This is a genomic window from Caballeronia sp. GACF4 (assembly GCF_023631025.1).
GTDB lineage: Bacteria > Pseudomonadota > Gammaproteobacteria > Burkholderiales > Burkholderiaceae > Caballeronia.
Map to the genome: position 1 here is coordinate 765,142 of NZ_JALQDW010000018.1, position 17,423 is coordinate 782,564.

Genomic DNA, 17,423 nt, shown 5'->3' on the forward strand with positions numbered 1-17,423 from the left:
GCTTGTCCGTCATGGGGCGGAGTCGTGAGGATACCGCGCGTCTCGCGCAAGCGGACGCACGCATGAAACGCCGTCGCCGCGCTAGCGCTGTTGCAGCCGCGACACACCGCAAGCCATCCGAAAGCGCTGTCATATTTCTTTAGTCAGCGGCCGCTACATTTGCGCCCGTTGCACCGAGCGTCAGCAGAACGCAGCGCGACATCGACGAACACGCACGATCACACACCACACCCGCGAACTCATCCCGGAGCACGTTTTGAAGAAGAACCTTCTGGCAACCGCCGCCCTCGCCGCCTTCGCCTTCGCCACTTCCGCTCATGCGCAGAGCAGCGTCACGCTGTACGGCATCATCGATGCAGGCGTCAGCTACGTGAACCACAGCGCCGTCACTGGCGGCAGCGATCACAACTTCAAGTACGACGACGGCGTGGCCCAGGGCAGCCGATGGGGCCTGAAAGGCGCCGAAGACCTCGGCGGCGGCCTCAAGGCGATCTTCACGTTGGAAAACGGCTTCAACAGCGGCACCGGCGCGCTCGGCCAGGGCGGCGCGGAATTCGGCCGCCAGGCGTATGTCGGTCTTGCGAAGAACGACATTGGCTCGGTCACGCTCGGCCGTCAGTACACGTTCTCGACCGATTACCTCGGCTCGGCCTACTCCATCGGCGGCCAGACCGTCGCGGGCAACTATGGCTATCACATCAACGACGTCGATCAACTCACGTCGAGCCGCATCAACAACTCGGTCAAGTTCAGCAGCGCGAGCTTTTACGGCGTGACGTTCGGCGCGATGTACGGCTTCTCGAATCAGGCAGGCGCCTTTGCGGGCACACCGACGACGACCGCGGGCGGCGTGACCACCGCCGGTTCGTCGCGTGCCTACAGCTTCGGTGTGAACTACAAGGCCGGTCCGGTCGGCGTGGGCGCGGCTTATACCGACATCCACTATCCGGGCGCGGCGACGCCCGCGTTCAGCACGGCGCTCGCGAACCTCGCGACTGGCGGCACGAAGGACCTGCGCACGTTCGGCATCGGCGCGAACTATGCATTCGGCGCCGCGACCGTGTTCGGCCTCTGGACCAACACGCGCTTCGAACCGATCACCGGCGCGAGCTCGAAGCTCAATGCGTTCGACATCGGCGGCAAGTACGCCTTCACGTCCGCGATCACGGCGGCGCTCGGCTACACCTACATGGACGTGACCGATGGCGTGGAAGGTCACTGGCATCAGATCGATGCGAGCTTCGACTACGCGTTGAGCAAGCGCACGGACGTGTACGCACTCGGCATCTATCAGCGTGCTTCGGGTTCGAATCGGGGCGCCGAGAATCAGGCGCAGATCGGTTCGTCGACGAGCTACTTCGGTACGTCGGGCACGGGTTCGAACAACCAGCTCGCGTTCCGCCTGGGCGTGCGTCACAAGTTCTAAGCGCTGCCCGTTACGGTAAACAAGGCGCAAAAAAAAGGGCCGCTCGGTCGAACGAGCGGCCCTTGTCGCATCATGCGTGCGCCTACTTGCTCTTCTTGCCCGTCTCCTTGTTGAAGCGCTCGACATACGAGTCCATCAGCTTGCGGATGGCGCGGCCAATCTGCATGTAGTCGCTCTCGTTGAGATTCGCAAGCGACACGCGTCCCGAAGGATGCTGCGTGCCGAAGCCGCGTCCTGGCAGCAACACGACGCGCGCTTCCCTCGCCAGCTGGAAGAGCAAGTCCGAAGGCTTGGTGTTCTTGAGCACCCAATCGACGAACTCGCGGCCGTGCGACTTCTCGCCCATGTATTCGAGGTCGAGGATCGCGTAGTAATCGACCTGATTTTCGTCCTCGTCTTCGAGCGCAATGCCGATTTCCCGATACAACGCGCGTTTGCGATTGCGAATCAACCGTTTGAGCGCGCTCTTGTAGGCGTCGGGCGTGTCCATCAGCGAGAAGAGCGAGAACAGCACCATCTGCACTTGCTGCGGCGTGGAGAGCCCCGCCGTGTGATTCAGCGCGACCGTGCGGCTGTCGGCCACCAGCCGGTCGATGAACTTCAGCTTGTCCGGCTCCGTCGTGATGGATTCGTAGCGTTCATGCAGGATGGCTCGCTGGTCTTTCGGCAGCGCGGCGAGCTGATCGTCGAAAATATTATGCCGATGCGTCGCGATGGTCCCGAGCCGCCAACCCGTCGCGCCAAAATATTTCGAATAGGAATATACGAGGATCGTGTTTTTCGGACACAGCGCAAAGAGCGAGACGAAGTCGTCCGCAAAGGTGCCGTAGACATCGTCGGTCAGGAGAATCAGGTCCGGCCGTTCCTTAACGATCTCCGCGATATATTCGAGACTCTCGGCATCCATCTTTACCGATGGCGGATTGCTCGGATTGACGAGGAAGAACGCCTTCACCTTCGGGTCGCGCAGCTTGTCGAGTTCCTGCTTCGAGTATTGCCAGCCGTTTTCAACCGTGGCCTCGAGATTCACGACGTTGAGCTTGTAATCGTTCAGGCGCGGGATCTCGATGTACGGCGTGAAGATCGGCGTGCCGAGCGCGATCGTGTCGCCTTCCTTGATCAGGAAGTTCTCGCGCATCGTGTTGAAGATATACGTCATCGCCGCCGTGCCGCCTTCGACCGCGAAGATGTCGAAGTCGCCGACGAACGGGTGCTTGCCGATCATCTCGCGCCGCAGATACTGTCCGACGATGACCTCCGACAGCTTCAGCATGCGGTCCGGCACGGGATAGTTCGAAGCGAGAATGCCTTCGCACATCTCGTAGAGAAAGTCGGCTGCGTTCAGTCCAAGCTGATCGCGCACGTAAGACACCGCGCCCACCAGAAAGCTGATGCCAGGCGTTCCCTTGTGGTCGCGCGCAAAGATCTCGAAGCGTTCTTCAAGCCCTTCGTGCTTCGGAAAGCCACCCACGCCTTCGGGCATATAGGCGAACGAGCGCTCGGATTCGCGCATGGCGAAGAGGCCCAGTTGCCAGAAACCGTGACGCGGAATCGTCGCAAGAAAGTTCGGATTGCCGCGACCCGCGTTGAGCATCGACAAATTGGCGGGACGCTCGACCGCGCCGCCGCCGGCCGCCTTGATGAGTTCGTCCTTTAGTTCGAACGGACTGAGCGCCGCCATTGCGGCCTGATCGTCGGAACCCGACTTAGAGGATTTGGACATCCGACACCCCCACTGGCAAAAGATACGTAGAGTTGAACAACGGAAGCACGAAAGGCTCGAGCATCATGTCAGCAACATCACGATCACCATGCCCCAGATCGTGAGCAGCGTATTGCCGACGGCATAAGTCACCGTATAACCGAGACCCGGCACCTGGCTCTTCGCGGCATCGCAAAGCATGCCGAGCGCCGCCGTGGTCGTGCGCGCGCCCGCGCAGATGCCGAGCAACAGCGCCGGGTGAAACTTGAACACGTACTTGGCGATATACATGCCGATGATGAGCGGCACCGACGACGCGAAGATGCCCCACAGAAAGAGGCTCACGCCGAGCTTCTGCAGACCCGCGACGAAGCCCGGTCCCGCCGAGATGCCGACCACCGCGATGAACACGTTCAGCCCGACCGAATTCATGAACCAGATGGTGGGCCCCGGAATGCGGCCGAAGGTCGGATGGATCGCGCGCAGCCAGCCGAACACGATGCCCGCGATCAGCGCGCCGCCCGCCGTGGACAAGGTGATGGGAATCGCGCCGAAGCGGATCACGACTGCGCCGATCAGCGCACCCAGCGTGATCGCGAGGCCGACGAAGGCCATGTCGGCGGCATCGGTCGGACGGTCGATCACGCCGACCGCTTTCGCCACGGCCGACGTATCCTGCGTGCGGCCGACGAGCGTGATGGTGTCGCCGCGATGCAGCTTGGTGCTCGGCAACACGGGGATGGCCGTTTCGGTCGCGCCGCGCTTGATCTTGCGCAGGAACACGCCGCGCGCGCCGGGCAACTGCGAGAGTTCCTCCAGCGTCTTGCCGTCGACGGCCTTGCTCGTCACGTAGACATCGACGCCTTCCACCGGCACGGCGAGCAGTTCGGCATCGTCCACTTCGGTCGCCACGCCGCCCAGCAGATTCACGAGATGCTCGCGTCGTCCGACGACGGCGACGACATCGCCCGCTAGCAGGACGTCGTCGACCTTGGCTTCTTGAATCGTCCCGCCACGCCGGATTCGTTCGATGAAAAGCCGCACGCCTGCAGGTTCGAGCGCCTCCGCTTCGCCGACCTTCATGCCGACCACACGCCCCTCTTCACCAATGCGATACGCGCGAAGCGCGAACTGATGCCAGCCGCTGCCCGCGCCGCCCAGTTCGCCGCTACCGCCCATCTCTTTCTCGTACTGCTGGCAGGCTGCCACGAGGTCGATGTTGAGCAGCTTCGGCCCGAGCAGCGCAAGGATCATCGCCGAACCGATCGTGCCGTAGATGTACGTGACGGCGTAGGCGGTCGGCATCGCGTCGAGCAGTACCTTGGCGTCGTTCGGCGCCAGGCCGAGCCGGTTGATGGCGTCGGTGGCGAGGCCCATCGAAGCGGAGATGGTCTGCGATCCCGCGAAAAGTCCCGCCGCCGAACCGACGTCGTATCCGGCAAGTTTCGCCGCGAGATAAGGAAAGGCGAGGCACAGCACGGACTGAATGACGGAGAAGATGGCCTGCGGCAAGCCGTCCTTGGCGATGCCGCGCACGAACTGCGGACCCACGCCGTAACCGACCGCGAACAGGAACATCAGGAAGAAGACGGATTTGACGTTCGGCGAAATGGTGATGCCGAGTTGCCCGATCGCGATGGCGGCCAGCAAGGTAGACGTTACCGCGCCGAGGCTGAAGCCCTTGAAGCTCTTGCCGCCGAACCAATAACCGATACCCAGCGAAAGAAAGATGGCTATCTCGGGATAGCTGTGCAGCGTTGCTGTGAACCAGGACATGTGCACTCCTCTCGGGGATCAGCCCCGCGACCGTTACATGCTTCTTGGGCAAGGAAGGAATGAAGGAAAACGAATGACCTGCAACGATGCGCTCCTCGTTGCCGCAATACGGGCGAGTGCTTGCGAGAGAAAATCGAGTTGCATCGAACGGTTCATGGGCACGAATCGCGATCTGCAAACGGATGACGCACAGAGAATTGGCGCATGCGTCACGGCGAAAAAAGAGGCTTCAACACGGCTGTCTGATGCCTAGCAATACACTATTTTTGCCACGCAGTTGAACTAAAAAACGATAGTTTCGGAGGCCCCTCCTGCTCGTTGCGGGCGTTGCACGAGTCGATTCGAACCGTCCCCGGCCGATCGTGCGGACGAAAAAAAACAGCGGCCGAAGCCGCTGTTTTCATGGAACCGAAATGCTTGCTGCGTTCTGTCCGACGCGTTGCAACTTACTCGGTGGTTTCGAGCAACGGATAATCCGTATAGCCCGTCGCGCCTGCCGAATAGAACGTCGAGGTGTCCGGCGCGTTGAGCGGCGCGTCGAGTTCGAAGCGTCGCACGAGATCCGCATTCGCGATGAACGGCTTGCCCCACGCGACCGCATCGGCGTCGCCGCGCTCGATTGCCGCTTCCGCGCTTTGCTTGGTGAAGCCTTCGTTGGCGATATACACGCCGCCGAACGCCTTCTTCAGTTGCGGCCCGAGACTGTCGGCGCCTTCCGACTCGCGCGCGGCGATGAACGCCACGTTGCGCTTGCCGAGTTCGCGCGCGACGTAACCGAAAGTCGCGGCGCGGTCGCTGTCGCCCATGCTGTGCGAATCGGCGCGCGGCGCCAGATGCACGCCCACGCGATCCGCGCCCCATACGTCGATACATTGATCGACCACTTCGAGCATGAGACGCGCGCGGTTTTCGATTGCGCCGCCGTATTCGTCGGTACGCTTGTTGGTGCTGTCCTGCAGGAACTGGTCGAGCAGGTAGCCGTTCGCGCCATGCACTTCCACGCCGTCGAAGCCCGCGCGCTTCGCGTTTTCCGCGCCCTTGCGATAAGCCGCGACCACGCCTTCGATTTCATCGAGTTCCAGTGCGCGCGGCGTCACGAACGGACGCTGCGGGCGCACGAGGCTCACGTGTCCGCTTGCTGCAATCGCGCTCGGCGCAACCGGCAGTTCGCCGTTCAGGAAGATAGGGTCCGAAATACGGCCGACGTGCCACAGTTGCAGGAAGATCTTGCCGCCCGCTTCGTGCACGGCGTGCGTCACGAGCTTCCAGCCTTCGACTTGTTCGTCCGACCAGATGCCGGGGGTATCCGCGTAGCCCAAGCCTTGCGGCGTGACCGAGGTGGCTTCGCTCAAGATGAGACCAGCCGATGCGCGGTCGGCGTAATACTGCGCCATCAACGCGTTAGGCACGCGTTCCACGCCTGCACGTTGCCGCGTGAGCGGCGCCATGATGATGCGGTTCTTGAGCGTCAACGCGCCTACTTTGAGCGGATCGAAAAGAGTCGGCATAGATGTAAGGTATCCTGAATAAATGTAAAGAAGGTTCGCCGTGGAAAGGGCTGCCGCGCTCAGAGATTCCCGATGGAATCGCGAAACGCCTGTATGACCGTTTCGTCGCGCTTGAAGAACACCCATTGCCCCACGCGCTTCGTGGTGACGAGCCCGGCTTTTTGCAAGGTCGAGAGATGCGCCGAAACGGTGGACTGCGACATGCCGCAGCGCCCATCGATTTGCCCCGCGCACACGCCATGCAGGTGCGGCAATTCCTGTTCGGGAAAGTGCAGCTCCGGCGTCTTCAGCCACTCGAGAATCTCGCGGCGAAGCGGGTTGGCAAGGGCCTTGTGAATTGCGTCGATGTCCATTTCGTTGCTCGTTCGTCCGACGGCGGAAGCTTCGCCGCATCGCCTTAAAACGAATCATATATCGGAAATGTCCGATACGCAAGCGTCCACATGCGTTTCGTCAATGCGATGCGTGTCATCGTGGCGCGCCGTCTGGTAATCTGCCCGGTTTAGCTGCCGTCAATTTTCGATCTAATTGCATATGGATACACCGTTCAACGAACGCGGCGTCACGCTCTCGCGCGTCGGCCTGTCGGCCTCGGGCCAGTTGATTCCGCTGCGCGATCTGCGCGCCGCGCGGGTCGTGAAGATATCGCGCAAGAAGCCGCTGCCGATCATCCTTGCGCTGATCGGGCTCGCGGGAATCGGCGTGGGCATCGCAACGGGTTCGGGGCCGGCGCTCGTACTCGGCATCATGGTGGCCGTGGTCGGCTATCTGTCGTGGATCACGCAGGACGTGATCTATCAATTGATGGTCGCAACGCCCGAAGGCGAGCGCGAAGTCATCATCACGAAAGACGAGGAATTTGCGGATCGCGTGGCCGCGCTGGTCGGCAACGCGGTCGCGAAACATGCGCAGACAGCGGCCGCAAAGCCGCAAGCCTGACGCCGCTACTAAAGAACACGCGCGGGACGTACCCGCGCGCGGCACTTACTTCAGTTCAAGCCATCGTCAAGTCAGATTCAGCGGCTCGACGTGCCAGATATCGCGGGCATATTCCGCGATGGTCCGGTCTGATGAAAATATCCCCATTCCGGCGACGTTCTCGATCGCGCTCTTCGTCCACGCTTCCTTGTCTCGGTACTTGAGATCGACCTCGGTTTGCGTCTTGTCGAAGCTGTCGAAGTCCGCGAGCACCATGTAGTGATCGCCCCAATCCACGAGCGTATGAAAGATGTCGTAGAAACGGTGCGGCTCTTCCGGCGAGAAGTGTCCGAGGCGAATCTGGTCGAGCGCCACCTTGAGCTCCGGATTGTCCTCGTAGATTTGCCGTGGCCTGTAGCCCGCCGCCCGCAGCGTTTCGATCTCGTCGGTCGTGTTGCCGAAGATGAAGATGTTTTCGCGGCCCACCGCGTCGCAAATTTCGATGTTCGCGCCATCCAGCGTGCCGATGGTCAGCGCGCCGTTCAACGCAAGCTTCATGTTGCCGGTGCCCGATGCCTCGGTGCCAGCCATCGAAATCTGCTGCGATAAGTTCGCGGCGGGAATGATGAGCTCCGCCACGCTCACGCCGTAGTTCGGGACGAAGCCTACCTTGAGCCTGTCGCCGACGAGCGGGTCCGCGTTGATCTTCTTCGCGACATCGTTGATGAGCTTGATGATGCTCTTCGCCATCTTGTAGGCCGAAGCCGCCTTGCCCGCGAACATGACCACACGCGGCGTCCAGTCCTGCTCGGGATTCTCGCGAATACGGTTGTAGCGCACGATCGTATACAAGATGTTGAGCAACTGCCGCTTGTATTCGTGGATGCGCTTCACCTGCAAGTCGAACAGCGCTTCGGGATTGATGATCGCGTTGGCTTCGCGTTTGGCGCGCTCGACGAGGCGCAGCTTGTTGGCGAACTTCGCGTCCTGAAACGCCTTCTGGAACTCGGGGTCGTCGCGCCATTCGCGCAGCCGGCCGAGTTCGAACAAGTCGCTGCGCCAGCGCGGTCCAAGCCGCTTGTCGATGAGCGATGACAGCGACGGACTCGCTTGCGCGAGCCAGCGACGCGGCGTAATGCCGTTCGTCACATTGGTGAAGCGCTCCGGGTACATGCGCGCGAAGTCGGCGAAAATGTTCTGCGTCATCAGTTGCGAATGCAGCTTCGAGACGCCATTCACCTTGTGACTCGCGACGATCGCCAGATGCGCCATCCGCACGCGCCGCTGGCCGTATTCATCGACGAGCGAAATGCGGCGGATCAGTTCCACGTCGCGGCCGAACTTCTCGGTCACTTGCTTCAGGAACTGCGCGTTGATCTCGAAGATGATCTCCAGATGCCGCGGCAACAGACGCGACAACATTTCGACATCCCACGTTTCGAGCGCTTCGGGCATCAACGTGTGATTCGTGTAGGAGAACATCTGCTGAATCAGTTTCCACGCCTTGTCCCACGGCACGCCGTGACGATCCACGAGCAGGCGCATGAGTTCGGGGATGGCGAGCACGGGGTGCGTGTCGTTCAGATGCACCGCGACCTTTTCCGCGAGACGCCCGAAATGCGTATGCGTGCGCTGATAGCGGCGGATCAGATCCTGCATCGTCGCGGAGACGAAGAAATATTCCTGACGCAGTCGCAATTCGCGGCCGGCTTGCGTCGAGTCATCCGGATACAGCAAGCGCGAGACGTGCTCCGACGTGTTCTTCGCTTCGACCGCGCGCCGATAGTCGCCCTGATTGAACGCGGATAGATCGAACTCGTCGGTGGCGCGCGCCGACCACAGGCGCAGCGTATTCGTCGCGGTGGTGGCGTAGCCGGGAATGACCGTGTCGTAGGCCATCGCGTTGACGTGCTCGGTATCGATCCAGTCGGTACGATCGTCGTGCTGCACCGTGCGCCCGCCGAAGTGCACCGTGTACGTCACCTCGGGGCGCGGAAACTCCCACGGGTTGCCCGCGCGCAGCCAGTAATCGGGCATTTCGACCTGATTGCCATCGACGATGGTCTGCCGGAACATCCCGTACTCGTAGCGAATGCCGTAGCCGAAACCGGGCACGCCGACCGTCGCCATCGAATCGAGGAAACAGGCTGCGAGCCGGCCAAGGCCGCCGTTGCCAAGCGCGGCATCCGGTTCGAGGTCTTCGAGCGAGGCGAGATCGATGCCGAGGCCCGATAACGCTTCGCGGACTTCGTCATGAATGCCGAGCGCAAGCAGCGCGTTGGTGAAGGTTCTGCCGATGAGAAATTCCATCGACAAGTAATAGACGCGCTTCACGTCCTGTTCGTATTGTTGCCGTGTGGTGCGCATCCAGCGTGCGACGAGGCGGTCGCGCACGGCGAGCTCCACGGCATTGAGCCAGTCGCGCGGCTGCGCGGTAACCGCGTCCTTGCCGACGCCGTACATCAGGCGATTCGAGATGGAGCGCCGTAGCGCATCGACACTGCTGTTGAGCTGGTCGAATTCCAGATCGACGGATGTCATCGAAACCTCCGGTATTTGCAACATATGCAACGACAGCGAAAGCGTGGTGGGAGTTCAGTGCTTTTTGGCCTGCGGCTTGCCTGGCTCCCTGTTCGCGCGGGTTGCGGTCGTGGCCTGAAGGTGCAGGTTACGCCAGTTTTATTTTTTTTGGTATGACATGCGGTGGGTCGCTGACGCCTGATTTTCCGTGGGCGGTCGATCTTGCCGGTTCGGGGAATTTTGCTTTCTTGGCTTGCGGTTTCCATCAGTCGCCGCCGTCCCTGCGACGGGGAATTTGCTATCTCCTCTTGCAGTCTGGTTCAGTAGCCGCCTCCCCGGCGGGGGTGTAGCTTCCTCTATTGCTGCAATGAAAGTCACCGAGGAAAGCAGCCTTCATCCTGCCCGCTGATCGGGCGCGTGGTCAGGACTGAGTTCTACGCCGGCACGCGCCTAAGTGTCGGCCTTGCTCAATCGCCGTTCCTGGCGCTCATGGGACTCCGCTGGTCTCGCAGATTGTCTGACTGGTGTAACGCTTGGTGCTTCCGGCTTAGTGCGACGCGCGGCCGTTGGATGCGCCCAGCAAGTTCTTCATTGGGCTTTGCTTCGGCTTCCGTAGCGTTTTCATCTATCGATTCGTCTTGGTGCGCGGACCGCTATCAACAACAGCGCCGCCAGCGACGCCGCCAGCAATATCAGCGATAGCGCCGATGCGGGCAAGTAATACCCTCGATTCACTTGCCCCACCACGACTATCGGCACGGTCGCGAAGCCCGGCGGATACACCGTCAATGTCGCGCCCAATTCGCCGAGCGATAGCGCGAATCCCAACGCCAGGCTCGCTCTTATCGCCGGGACGAGTTGCGGTAACACCACGCGCCACAACACCATGCGCGGCGGCGCGCCAAGGCTCGCGGCGGCCTCGCGCAAGGTCGTCAATTCCGGTCGCAATGCAGCCGCCGCGCAGCGGTAACAAAATGGCAAGACCAGCGCGAGTTGCACCATGACGACGATCGCCGCCGAGCCGGACAGGTCCAGCGGACGCTTGTGATACGCAATCAGTACCGCAAGGCCCAACACCACGCTCGGTACGCCGTTCGGCATCATTGCAATGGCATCGACGAATGCGCCCAGGCCGCGCCGGTCACGGCCCTCCAGCGCCAACGCAAGCCACAATCCCAGCGCGGTGCCGAGAATCGCGACGCCGAAGCCGACGCCAAGGCTTGTCGTCAGCGCGTCGAAATCGCTGGAGCCGAGGCGCCCGAACCAGCGCGTGCTGAAGCCATCGGGGAAGATCGTGCCCGACCAGTGCGACGCAACGCTCGACAACGCCACCACGACCACCGGCAACACGAAGAGCCAGAAGCACACGAGCGCCGCCAGGAACGCAACGAGCGCGCGCATCAGCGAGACTGGCTTTCCAGGTTTGAACGAGGTCGAAAGCTGCATGTCAGCGTCTTTGCAAGCGTCGATAAAGCGCATAGAGCGAGAGCGACATCAGCAACATCACGACCGATCCCGCCGCTGCGGTCGGCAAGTCGAGATCGACGGTCGCCGCGCTGTAAATGGCAATTGGCAAGGTGATGAGATGCGCGCTGCCCAAGACGAGCAGAATGCCGAACTCGTTGAGCGTCAGGAGGAAGCACAAGATGGTGCCCGCCGCGATTCCCGGCCACGCAAGCGGCAACACGACCTTGGTTGCGACCATCCAGCCGCCCGCGCCGAGACTTTTCGCGGCCTCGACGAGACGCATGTCGAGCATGGCGTATGAAGCGAGCGTCGGGCGCACCACGAACGGCGCATAGAACACGACCTCCGCGAGAATTACGCCGCCGATGCCGAAGAGGAAATCGAGCGGCGGGGTATCGAGAAAAAAAAGCCGTTGCAAGCCGATGCTCACCGACCCCTGCGAGCCATAAAGAAAAATCAGCGTGAATGCCACGAGAAACGAAGGGAACGCCACGAACAACTCGAGGAAACGCGTGACGAGCTTCGCGCCGGGAAACGGCCGGAAGAACAGCATCGACGCGAGCGCGACGCCAAGCAATGACGCGAGACTTGCGCTTGCGAAGAGGATGCCGAGCGTCGTGCCGATCACGCCGCGCGTCTCCGGGTTGCCGAAGAACGCGGTGTAGGCGTGCAGCGTCAAGCCGTGCGAGCCGGTCACGCTCAACATGGCAAGGCGGGAGAGCGGATAGACGACGAGCGGCCCCAGCACGAACACGAGGATCAACCACAACTGCCATTGCACCTTCTTGCCGCGCCGCGCGGCGATTGTCGCCTGGCCGTCCTGCGCTCGCCCGGCGGCCTCTTCAGGGATGGACAAGGACGACATCGTCAGCCTCGAAGGTCAGGGAAACGCGCGCGCCCTTTTCCGGCATGCGCGTGTGGCCGCGCTGCGTCGAAACGAGTACGGGCTCGTTGGGCCACGCATCGAGCGCGACGGAAATCGAGAGCGACGCGCCATACCATTCGACCGATGCAATCGTGCCGTGCAACGGCCCATCGCCGAGCGGCACGATGGAGAAGCGCTCCGGCCGAATGCACGCAAGCCGCTCGCGTTCGTCGTGGCGCGCGTCGCCGACGGGATACACCACGCGCGGCGGCAGCAGATTCGCGGCACCGAGATAGCGCGCGACGAAGCCGTCGTTCGGCGCGTCGTACAACTCGCGCGGCGAACCGAGTTGCGCGATACGGCCATCGCGCATAAGAAGCGTGCGGTCGGACAGCACGAGCGCATCGTCCTGATCGTGCGTCACACAAACGATAGTCAGATTCGGCAAGCGCTCGTGCAACGCCTTCAGCTCGCTGCGCACGGACGCGCGGAGGTTGGCATCGAGCGCCGAAAGCGGTTCGTCGAGCAAGAGCACATCCGGCTCGATGACGAGCGCGCGGGCAAGCGCCACACGCTGCTGCATACCGCCCGAGAGTTGCGCGGGCATGACGTGGCCAGCATCGGCGAGTTGCACGAGTTTGAGCGCATCGGCGACGCGGCGCGCGATTTCGCCCGTCTTCAGCTTGCGCGCGCGCAGGCCGAAGGCGACGTTATCGAATACGGAAAGATGCGGAAAGAGCGCATAGCTCTGGAACAGCAAGCCGAGATTACGTTGATGCGGCGGCACGTGCGTGAGTTCGCGGCCCGCGATAAAAAGCGCGCCCGCGAAGGCATCGGGCTGAATGAATCCGGCGATAAAGCGCAACAGCGTGGTCTTGCCGCAGCCGCTTCTGCCGAGTACCGTCAGGAACTCGCCACGTTCGATGTGCAGCGATAGTTGATCGAGCACGGTGCGCGCGCCGAAGCGCACCGTGAGTCCTTCGATATGCACGCCGGATCGCGCTTCGTGTTCATGAGCGAGCGCATTTCCGGACGAGCTCAGAGCAAACGTATTCACGTCAGGACTTCGGCTTCACGACCTCGGTCTCCTTGCCCGACTGGCCGATCACTTCATTCTTCCAGCGCTCGGTCCAGCCAGCCTTCTTCTGCATGACTTCGTTCCAGTCCACCGGAATCAGCTTCACGCCGGCAATTGCCTGCTTCACCGCTTCGCCGTTCTTGCCGCCGAGCGCGACATCGGTGCGCGCCGGAATGCCGTAGATGTCCGGCACTTTCGACTGCACTTCCGCGGACATCAGATAGTCGATCAGCTTCTTGCCCGCTGCCTGATTCGGCCCGCTCTTGATGAGACCGATTGCATACGGCAACTGGAACGTGGTGGGCGCGTCGCCGTTCTGATGCGACAGGAAAAGCGGCTTGATGGACAGACCGCCGTTCGCGGCATCGTCGAGATCCATTTGCAGGTCGCCATTGGCGAAGGCGATCTCGTTACGCGAGAGCAGCACATCGAGATAACCCGTGCCCTTGGTATGGAACTTCGCGCTTCGTTCGAGCGACTTCAGATAATCGAACGCTTTGTCTTCGCCCATCAGGGCCGACGTCAGGATGATGACCGCCATGCCGTCGCCCGCCGTCGCCGGATTCGAATATGCGATCTTGCCCGAGTAGTTCGGATGCAAGAGATCGGCGAAGGTCTTCGGCGCGCTCTTCGTGACTTCCGGATTGATGGCGAAAGAAAAGTAGTTGTTGACGAAGGTGGCCCACGCGCCGTCGTTCGCCTTGGCGATAGCCGGCACGTTCTTGTAGTTCACACTCTGGTACGACTGCAGCAGGCCGCTCTGCGATGCTTGCTGGATGAACGGCGGCAAGGTCACGAGCACGTCCGCCTTGGGCGAATCTTTCTCGACGCTCGCGCGGTTCACCACTTCGCCACTGCCCGCCGTGACGATATTGACCTTGACGCCTTCCTTCTTCTCGAAAGCCGGGAGCACGTCCTTGTAGAGATTTTCGAGGCCGTCCGCCGTGTAGAGGACGACGGCATCGGCTGCGTGTGCCGGCGAGGTTGCAAACGCCATCAAGGCGGCGATGGCCGGCAGCATCGTGCGTGCGAGGCGAAGGTCGCGAGTCATTTCGTGATCGATCCGATGAGATAAGGTGACGCGGCTCGGGTGCTGCGCTGGTGTCGAAGCATTGCAGAGCCGTGTGACAGACACGTGAATGCCGTAAGCGGTGCAGGATTGGACAAGACGCGGTGCACGCACATCCGCATACTTCGGCCTTTCCGCCAAACGCCTGATTGACGATGCTCTCCTTTCTGGCCGCGCCGGTCTTCGTCCTACTCTGGTCGACAGGCTTTATTGTCGCGCGCGCGATTACCCCTTACGTCGATCCGAACGTGTACCTGTTCGCGCGCTTCTGCGGCACGGCGTTGCTGTTTGTCGTCGTGGCGCTCGCAAGCCGGGCAAGCTGGCCGAAAGGCGCCGATGTTCTACGGCATCTGCTTGCAGGCGCGCTGCTGCAAGGCGTTTATCTGGGCGCGGGTTATTGGGCCGTCGCACAGGGGCTGACTGCGGGCATCATGGCGCTGCTCGGCGCGTTACAACCGCTTCTGACCGCTGCGTTTGCCGCGCGCTTCTTCGGCGAACGTCTGTCGCCGCGTGCATGGAGCGGGCTCGTGCTGGGGCTCACTGGCGTGGCGCTCGTGCTTGCGCCGAAGGCGATGACGGGTCATGCGTCATCGACACACGGAGCCGCGCCTTCGTGGCTCGTCGTCATGGCGGCGCTGCTCGCCGTCCTGGCGATTACCGCGGGCACGCTGTATCAGAAGAGCTCGCTGGCACGCGCCGATATCCGCAGCGCGAGCGCGCTGCAGAATGCGGGCGCCGCGCTCGTCGCGTTACTGCTGATTTTCGCGCTTGGGGAACATCGCTTCATTGCTTCGGCGACGACTTGGGTTTCGCTTGGATGGGGCATCGTGATGCTCTCGGGTGCCGCGACCACGCTTTTCGTGTGGATGGTCCGCCGTGGCGATGCCTCGCGTGCCACCGCGCTGCTGTTTCTCGCGCCGCCGCTTGCCGCGATCGAAGGCTATCTGGCGTTTGGCGAAACGCTCGGGCCGGCGCAGATCGCGGGGTTCGGGGTGGCGCTCGTGGGCGTGTTGCTGGCGCGGGCGAAATAGCCGTCAATCGGCCGTATCGGCGCCCGCCGGGATATTCGCACGCACCGCCTTCCCCGGACCCGGCGACCATGCCGGACGCGCCTTTCTCGCCGTATCGACGACGACCAGAAAGTGACCCGCCCAGGACGTCGCGTTACGCGTGGACTTGAGTATCCACATCGACTGACCTTCGGCGGCACGGGCTTCGTATTGCGCGTCGAGGATGCCGCGATGATCGAAGAAAGTATTGAGCGTCGACGGTATGCGCACGCAGCCTTTCGAATGGCGCATGCCGAGAAGCGGTTCGAGTTTCTGCGGATCGGTGGCGTGCATCTGGAAGCGCATCGGCGAGATGCCGCCCTTGCCCCAGCCGCGCTCGCCATCGGCCCAGCCGAAGTCGTAGATGCGCATGTCGCGCGCGCCGTATCCTCGAATCTTGAACTCGTTGAGCGTGCCTTCCGCGCGAAAATCCATGTTGCCCGGCACGTGCTGAAACACGCCGAGCGGCGTGACGAAGTGATCGTAAGTGCCCGGCCGTCCCGTCGATACCGGCGATGCGCCGATCAGCGACCAGGCATCGGCCGGCTTCGCGCGGAAGAAAAGCATGAGCGCCTGCACGTTCGCGCTGCGATCGACCAGCACGACGAACTCATTGGCGAGATCGCCATGTCCGCTTTCATCGAGCGCATGCTGCAACACGCGACCGTAGGCCTGCTGATCCGCTTGGGAAACGCTGAGACGCCGGTCCACCTCTTTCGCGAAAGTCTGCCGCATGGCGAAGGCTCCGGCGGGCGGCAGGTCATGGCGTTGCGCCAAGTTGGGCTCGGGCGGTTCGGGCGGCAGCGGGACTTCGGGCGCCTCGGCCTCCGATGCGGCACTCGCGGCCGATGCCGGTTCCACGGTCGATGCAGCCGATGCAGCCGATGCAGCAGAGGCCGCCGACGCCTCCGAAGCTCCCGAAGCAACTTGCGGCTTCATCGGCACCGGCATGCCGGGCAATGCGCGTTCGGGCGCGCTTGCACTCGATGGCACGCTTGCGCCTGGAATCAACGGCGGCGATGCGGGCGTCGACGTAACGTGCCCCTGGAGCACGTTCGCAGGCGATGTGCTTCGCTGCGAACCCGACGGCGCACTTCCATTCGAAGAAGATGCCGACGCGGATTCTGACGCAAGGCGCGCCTGCTGCGCACCGACCGCCCCCGCATACGCCACAAGCGCGGCAGCCACTCCAACTACGATTGCTCTCGCGCCAAATGCTGTTTCTCTTTTCCCTGCCAGATGCATTGATTGATCCGCCTTGCCTGACCAGACTCAAGCCTAGCGATCCATATCGATCGCCCAGCCCCGAACATTCAAGAACCGATGCACGCAAAGACGCGCACCGGCTTCGTTCGTTGCATCTGGCGCAGCAAAGTTCATTCCGTCGATGGGCCCGAGAACGCGCCGCACGTCATGCTGGACAAATTCGGATAGCGGTTTGGCCAGTCGCCGGACATGGTCGACTGCGCATCCTTCAGCGTCATGTCGCCGGTGCAGACACAGCGTTTGAGATAGACCGCGAGCCGCTCCTTGCGGCGCTGTCCGGCACGGCCTTCCCAGCGGCGCAGATCGAGATTCGCGGGCGCATTGGGCAAGCCGCCGAGCAATACGGGCATGCGATGATCCAGCGCATATTCGGATGCGAACGAAGCGTCGATGCCACGTTGCTTGAGCAGTTTTTCTTTCTGGCGCATCTGCGTCTCGAACGACGGCAGCACGCGATCGACATAACCCGGCACGCAGATCGTCTCGACGATGGTCGACTGCGTGACATGCGGATCGAGCCAATCGGGACGCTGCGCCCGCGAGCTTGCAGGCCACACCATGAGCGCGCCATTGAGCGTGATCAGGAGCGCGCCAAACGCCGCGCGCGCGGGACGAGCGGCAGCGGTCGCATAAGCGTGACGCGCGAAGCGTCGCTTGAAGATGGGTATATCCCTTCGATCCATGCCTCGGAAGTGCAATTCATCATGCGGCCAATGCGACGCCGCTTATTTTTGAGATATTGAACAATCGCATTAGAACACACCAAAGGCGTGCATCGC

The 17,423-nt window shown here is 62.1% G+C and carries 14 protein-coding genes; 3 read left to right on the forward strand and 11 right to left on the reverse strand.

Annotated features, from left to right (window positions below; genetic code table 11):
- Window positions 1-256: 256 nt before the first annotated feature.
- Window positions 257-1,426: a porin gene (locus tag NCR40_RS18590; RefSeq protein WP_250510219.1), complete on the forward strand. Its 1,170-nt coding sequence runs from the start codon at window positions 257-259 to the stop codon at window positions 1,424-1,426.
- 82 nt (window positions 1,427-1,508) lie between these two features.
- Here the strand turns inward: NCR40_RS18590 and NCR40_RS18595 are convergent, their stop codons facing one another.
- From NCR40_RS18595 to NCR40_RS18610, 4 genes are all read right to left on the reverse strand, one after another.
- Window positions 1,509-3,149 (reverse strand): bifunctional aspartate transaminase/aspartate 4-decarboxylase, encoded by a 1,641-nt coding sequence (locus NCR40_RS18595; protein WP_244829324.1) that lies wholly within the window; start codon window positions 3,147-3,149, stop codon window positions 1,509-1,511.
- Window positions 3,150-3,212: 63 nt separating this feature from the next.
- Window positions 3,213-4,904: an aspartate-alanine antiporter gene (gene aspT / locus NCR40_RS18600; RefSeq protein ID WP_250493598.1), complete on the reverse strand. Its 1,692-nt coding sequence runs from the start codon at window positions 4,902-4,904 to the stop codon at window positions 3,213-3,215.
- Between the two features lie 446 nt (window positions 4,905-5,350).
- A complete protein-coding gene (locus NCR40_RS18605) occupies window positions 5,351-6,412 on the reverse strand; it encodes an alkene reductase (RefSeq protein ID WP_244829322.1) in 1,062 nt (353 codons plus the stop codon).
- A 59-nt stretch (window positions 6,413-6,471) separates the two neighbouring features.
- Window positions 6,472-6,765: an ArsR/SmtB family transcription factor gene (locus NCR40_RS18610; RefSeq protein ID WP_244829321.1), complete on the reverse strand. Its 294-nt coding sequence runs from the start codon at window positions 6,763-6,765 to the stop codon at window positions 6,472-6,474.
- Between the two features lie 181 nt (window positions 6,766-6,946).
- On the opposite strand from NCR40_RS18610, the gene NCR40_RS18615 reads away from it, so the two are divergent.
- Entirely contained in the window at window positions 6,947-7,351 is a 405-nt protein-coding gene (locus tag NCR40_RS18615) for a DUF6232 family protein (protein WP_250510220.1), read from the forward strand.
- Window positions 7,352-7,417: 66 nt separating this feature from the next.
- Here NCR40_RS18615 and NCR40_RS18620 read toward each other — a convergent pair whose 3' ends face one another.
- The 5 genes from NCR40_RS18620 to phnS form a co-directional block, all read right to left on the reverse strand.
- Window positions 7,418-9,871, reverse strand: coding sequence for a glycogen/starch/alpha-glucan phosphorylase (locus tag NCR40_RS18620; RefSeq protein WP_244829319.1), 2,454 nt, complete (start codon window positions 9,869-9,871; stop codon window positions 7,418-7,420).
- Between the two features lie 600 nt (window positions 9,872-10,471).
- A complete protein-coding gene (gene phnV / locus NCR40_RS18625) occupies window positions 10,472-11,251 on the reverse strand; it encodes a 2-aminoethylphosphonate ABC transport system, membrane component PhnV (RefSeq protein ID WP_244829685.1) in 780 nt (259 codons plus the stop codon).
- Between the two features lie 46 nt (window positions 11,252-11,297).
- Window positions 11,298-12,182 carry a 2-aminoethylphosphonate ABC transporter permease subunit gene (phnU, locus tag NCR40_RS18630; RefSeq protein WP_250510221.1) on the reverse strand — a complete coding sequence of 295 codons (885 nt, stop codon included), beginning with the start codon at window positions 12,180-12,182 and terminating at the stop codon, window positions 11,298-11,300.
- Window positions 12,160-13,224 carry a 2-aminoethylphosphonate ABC transport system ATP-binding subunit PhnT gene (gene phnT / locus NCR40_RS18635; RefSeq protein WP_250510300.1) on the reverse strand — a complete coding sequence of 355 codons (1,065 nt, stop codon included), beginning with the start codon at window positions 13,222-13,224 and terminating at the stop codon, window positions 12,160-12,162. The genes phnU and phnT overlap by 23 nt, the downstream gene beginning before the upstream one ends.
- Before the next feature lie 16 nt (window positions 13,225-13,240).
- Window positions 13,241-14,311: a 2-aminoethylphosphonate ABC transporter substrate-binding protein gene (gene phnS, locus NCR40_RS18640; protein WP_250510222.1), complete on the reverse strand. Its 1,071-nt coding sequence runs from the start codon at window positions 14,309-14,311 to the stop codon at window positions 13,241-13,243.
- A 173-nt stretch (window positions 14,312-14,484) separates the two neighbouring features.
- Here phnS and NCR40_RS18645 point away from each other — a divergent pair, with 173 nt between their 5' ends.
- The gene (locus NCR40_RS18645; RefSeq protein ID WP_250510223.1) at window positions 14,485-15,360 is read left to right on the forward strand and encodes a DMT family transporter; all 876 of its coding nucleotides are present in this window, start codon (window positions 14,485-14,487) and stop codon (window positions 15,358-15,360) included.
- A 3-nt stretch (window positions 15,361-15,363) separates the two neighbouring features.
- Here NCR40_RS18645 and NCR40_RS18650 read toward each other — a convergent pair whose 3' ends face one another.
- Complete coding sequence (locus tag NCR40_RS18650) at window positions 15,364-16,371, reverse strand: L,D-transpeptidase (protein ID WP_250510224.1); 1,008 nt, start codon at window positions 16,369-16,371, stop codon at window positions 15,364-15,366.
- A gap of 383 nt (window positions 16,372-16,754) precedes the next feature.
- Complete coding sequence (locus tag NCR40_RS18655; protein WP_244829310.1) at window positions 16,755-17,327, reverse strand: hypothetical protein; 573 nt, start codon at window positions 17,325-17,327, stop codon at window positions 16,755-16,757.
- Window positions 17,328-17,423 lie beyond the last annotated feature (96 nt).

What these genes read in the sequence shown, in the direction of transcription:
- aspT (WP_250493598.1), bottom strand. Translation starts at nt 4,904, where the DNA reads ATGTCCTGGTTCACAGCAACGCTGCACAGCTATCCCGAGATAGCCATC.
- phnU (WP_250510221.1), bottom strand. Translation starts at nt 12,182, where the DNA reads ATGTCGTCCTTGTCCATCCCTGAAGAGGCCGCCGGGCGAGCGCAGGAC.
- NCR40_RS18655 (WP_244829310.1), bottom strand. Translation starts at nt 17,327, where the DNA reads ATGGATCGAAGGGATATACCCATCTTCAAGCGACGCTTCGCGCGTCAC.
- NCR40_RS18645 (WP_250510223.1), top strand. Translation starts at nt 14,485, where the DNA reads ATGCTCTCCTTTCTGGCCGCGCCGGTCTTCGTCCTACTCTGGTCGACA.
- NCR40_RS18615 (WP_250510220.1), top strand. Translation starts at nt 6,947, where the DNA reads ATGGATACACCGTTCAACGAACGCGGCGTCACGCTCTCGCGCGTCGGC.
- NCR40_RS18595 (WP_244829324.1), bottom strand. Translation starts at nt 3,149, where the DNA reads ATGTCCAAATCCTCTAAGTCGGGTTCCGACGATCAGGCCGCAATGGCG.
- NCR40_RS18605 (WP_244829322.1), bottom strand. Translation starts at nt 6,412, where the DNA reads ATGCCGACTCTTTTCGATCCGCTCAAAGTAGGCGCGTTGACGCTCAAG.
- NCR40_RS18620 (WP_244829319.1), bottom strand. Translation starts at nt 9,871, where the DNA reads ATGACATCCGTCGATCTGGAATTCGACCAGCTCAACAGCAGTGTCGAT.
- NCR40_RS18610 (WP_244829321.1), bottom strand. Translation starts at nt 6,765, where the DNA reads ATGGACATCGACGCAATTCACAAGGCCCTTGCCAACCCGCTTCGCCGC.
- phnS (WP_250510222.1), bottom strand. Translation starts at nt 14,311, where the DNA reads ATGACTCGCGACCTTCGCCTCGCACGCACGATGCTGCCGGCCATCGCC.
- phnV (WP_244829685.1), bottom strand. Translation starts at nt 11,251, where the DNA reads ATGCGCGCGCTCGTTGCGTTCCTGGCGGCGCTCGTGTGCTTCTGGCTC.